Raw genomic sequence first — 3576 nt, 5'->3', positions numbered from 1 at the left:
GTCGTCATCTTCCTGTTCGCCGCCGCAGAAATGATAGAGGCGCTATCGCTGGATCGCGCGCGCAATGCAATCAAGGGCTTGATGGCGATGACGCCCGACATGGCGACCGTGCGCAGCGACGATGGCAGCTGGCAGCAGCTTGCCGCCACCCAGGTCGCGCTGACGGCGATCGTGCGCATCAAACCGGGCGAACGCCTGCCGCTGGACGGCGTCATCGTCGACGGACAGAGCACAGTCAACCAGGCGCCGATTACCGGCGAAAGCATGCCGGTCGCCAAACAGGTCGGCGACATGGTTTTTGCCGGCACCATCAATGAACGCGGCACTTTCGATTACCGCGTCACTGCCGCGCAAGCCGATTCCACACTGTCGCGCATCATCAAGAGCGTGCAGCAAGTGCAGGGCGAACGTGCGCCTACCCAGCGTTTTGTCGACCAGTTTGCGCGTTATTACATACCGGCAGTCGTGCTGATGGCGCTGGTCGTGGCGCTGGCGCCGCCGCTGTTGCTGCAACTGCCGTTTCAGCCGTGGCTGTATAAAGCGCTGGTCTTGCTGGTGATAGCCTGTCCCTGTGCGCTGGTCATCTCGACCCCCGTCACCATCGTCAGCGGGCTGGCAGCGGCGGCACGACATGGCATGCTGATCAAGGGCGGCGTGTATCTGGAGCAGGGGCGCAAATTGAAGGCGCTGGCCGTAGACAAGACTGGCACGCTGACCGTGGGCAAACCGGTCGTCACCGACACGATGGCCGTAGCGGACAGCGACCCCGAGCGGATGCTGCTGCTTGCAGCCAGCCTGTCGCAACGCTCGGATCATCCAGTCTCCACCGCCATCGTCGCACACTGGGCCGGCAAACATGGGCCTGAGATTTTGCTGGAAGTCAGCGATTTTGAAGCACTGACCGGGCGCGGCGTCAAAGGCGCAATAGCAGGCGAGACTTATTATCTCGGCAATCACAGGATGACGCATGAACTCGGCGTCTGCGGCACAGCGCTGGAAGCGGCCTTGACTGCCTTTGAAGAAACCGGCAAGACCGCCGTCGTGCTCAGTACAGGTACAGCGCCGCTGCTGATCCTGGCAGTGGCCGACACGATACGCGACAGCAGCGTGGCCGCGATAGCCAGGCTGCATGCGCTAGGCGTCAAGGTAGTGATGCTTACCGGCGACAATCCGCATACTGCACAAGTGATAGGGGACAAGGTCGGCATCACGGATATCCGCGGCAATCTGCTGCCGGATGAAAAATTGACGGCGATCCGGCAGTTGATGCAAACCTATGGCTATGTCGGCATGGTAGGCGACGGCATCAATGATGCGCCGGCGTTGGCGCAGGCAAACATAGGTTTTGCGATGGGTGCGGCAGGGACCGACACTGCGCTGGAAACGGCCGACGTGGCGCTGATGGATGACGACCTCGGCAAGCTCGCCGACTTCATGCGCCTGAGCCGCAGTGCGCACACCATCCTGCTGCAAAACATCACGCTCGCGCTCGGCATCAAGGCGGTATTCCTGGCGCTGGCCCTGTCGGGGCAGGCGACGCTTTGGATGGCCGTGTTCGCCGATATGGGCGCGAGCCTGATCGTGGTGGCGAATGGCTTGCGCTTGCTGCGCAGCCTGAAATAAGCCAGTTCAATATGGTTTCAGGGCGTCCGCACGGAGGCCCGCCATGTTTCCGTCCAGCTACGCGCTGGCTTGCCGCTCCACTTGGCTAGCTAGCGCAGCCATCAAACTTCCCACCCACTATTTTGCGCACGTGAAGATTGCAAGCACCTGGATTTTCACATATCATGCTAATGATAATTATTATCATTAAGATTCATTACGTTGCCGAGAACGAAAGTTTTTGCCGCTGCAGTCCAACCCTAGCGCCGATAGCTGCCCATACAGATGGGCAAGCATGGCGTGTTTATTTACCAAAGGATCAAATCATGAAACCAGGCTACGCACTCACTCTGATCGCGGCAATGATGTTCGCCAGTACGGCACAAGCCCATCAGATCTGGCTGGAACAAACACCGAAAGCGGCGAATCTGTACTTCGGTGAGTTCGGCGAAAACTTGCGCGAAACATCGCCGGGCCTGCTGGATAAGTTTGTGAAGCCAAGCGCGACACTGTCGGGCGCAAAGGGCGATCAGGCTTTGACGCTAAACAAGCAAGCCCATGCATTTGCCTTGTCGGCACGCGCAGGCAAGAACGAAACCATCACTGCCGAAGAAACCAACTATCCGGGCTTCGAGAAAAAAACTGGCGAAACCGTGGTTCGCAGCATCTGGACTCCGGCGGCGCGCCTGGTCACATCGGATGCAGCACAGGCACCAAAACTGACGCTGGATCTGGTTCCTAGCGGCAAGCCAGGCGAGTTCAAGGTTTATTACAAAGGCCAACCGCTGCCAAAAACAAAAGTCGAGATCATTGTGCAATCGGGTTGGGCCAAGGAAGCCATCTCAGATGAGCAGGGCGCAGTCAAATTCGACTTGCCATGGCAAGGTACTTACGTACTCGAAGTACACCACACCGACAAGACAGCAGGCGAACGTGATGGCAAGCCATACGACATCGCCAGCTATGTAACAACCTTGTCTCTGGCACAAAGCAAGGGTATCAAGGCCGTGGCCGCAGGCCCGGCTGCTGCGCCAAACAAATAAGCCGATTACCAAAATACATCGCGACAGAGAAACAAGCACCAGAAACGAGTCATTCAAAAATGAAACTGAATAGAGATGTGCGGTATCGCCTCGGTGTCGCTTCACGGGCGGTTGCCGCCATAGTTGGCGCTTATGCAATGGCGGCGGCGTCAACTGCCGTGTTATCTCTGGCCTTGCCCATGCCGCGCGTGGACGCGGTCATGACGGCAACCTTGCTGTCATTTATCGTATATACCTGTGCCGTCATCTGGGTATTTGCCGCGCGTGATGCGCTGCATGCCTGGCTCGGCATAGGTGTGCCCACCGTTGTGATGGGCCTGGGATTGTGCTTGTTTCGGAGTGCAGCATGAGAGACGGATTTCGCCAGTCGATGGCATGGCTGCACACCTGGTCAGGACTGCTGGTGTGCTGGGTATTGTTTTTGGTATTCACCGCCGGTACTGCATCTTACTTCCGCGATGAAATTTCGCTGTGGATGCAACCGGAGTTGCATCCGGCTGTAATCACGCCGGTATCCGACGTAATTGCTGCGCAAAACGCAATCCGCATGCTGGAGAAAGAAGCGGCCAAGGCACCGCGCTGGTTTATCACGATGCCAAGTGATCGCAATCCCGAATTGCGGGTAGGCTGGACCAGTCCACCGGTCAAGGGAGAAAAAGGGCGCGGCAAATTCAATAGTGCAGATTTGAACCCGGCAACAGGTGAACGCCTTGCTGAAGTACGTGAAACGCGCGGTGGGGATTTCATCTACCGCCTGCACTACGACTTGCATTACATGCCGGCAAAATGGGCGCGCTGGATCATCGGCTTTTGCGCAATGTTCATGCTGGTGGCGATCATCAGTGGCGTGATCACGCACAAGCGTATTTTCAAGGATTTCTTTACCTTCCGTCCCAGGAAAGGCCAGCGTTCTTGGCTGGATGCGCATAAT

General features: G+C 57.6%; 4 protein-coding genes. All 4 read left to right on the top strand.

From position 1 onward, the window contains the following. The coding region (locus Q7T06_RS00290; RefSeq protein ID WP_304778175.1) for a heavy metal translocating P-type ATPase at positions 1 to 1623 on the top strand (1623 nt) is incomplete at its 5' end. A 305-nt stretch (positions 1624 to 1928) separates the two neighbouring features. Further along, on the top strand, positions 1929 to 2645 hold the full coding sequence (locus Q7T06_RS00285; RefSeq protein ID WP_304778171.1) for a DUF4198 domain-containing protein: 717 nt from the start codon (positions 1929 to 1931) through the stop codon (positions 2643 to 2645). A gap of 59 nt (positions 2646 to 2704) precedes the next feature. Continuing rightward, on the top strand, positions 2705 to 2995 hold the full coding sequence (locus Q7T06_RS00280) for a DUF3649 domain-containing protein (protein WP_304778168.1): 291 nt from the start codon (positions 2705 to 2707) through the stop codon (positions 2993 to 2995). Then, positions 2992 to 3576, top strand: a 585-nt coding sequence (locus tag Q7T06_RS00275; RefSeq protein WP_304778165.1) for a PepSY domain-containing protein, incomplete at its 3' end; no start/stop codon positions are given. The genes Q7T06_RS00280 and Q7T06_RS00275, both read left to right, overlap by 4 nt.

Source organism: Herminiimonas sp. (assembly GCF_030645555.1).
Classification (GTDB): Bacteria; Pseudomonadota; Gammaproteobacteria; order Burkholderiales; family Burkholderiaceae_D; genus Oxalicibacterium.
Note: the sequence above shows the minus strand (reverse complement) of the source record. Positions and strands in the feature narration are given on the sequence as shown.

What these genes read in the sequence shown, in the direction of transcription:
- Q7T06_RS00285 (WP_304778171.1), top strand. Translation starts at nt 1,929, where the DNA reads ATGAAACCAGGCTACGCACTCACTCTGATCGCGGCAATGATGTTCGCC.
- Q7T06_RS00280 (WP_304778168.1), top strand. Translation starts at nt 2,705, where the DNA reads ATGAAACTGAATAGAGATGTGCGGTATCGCCTCGGTGTCGCTTCACGG.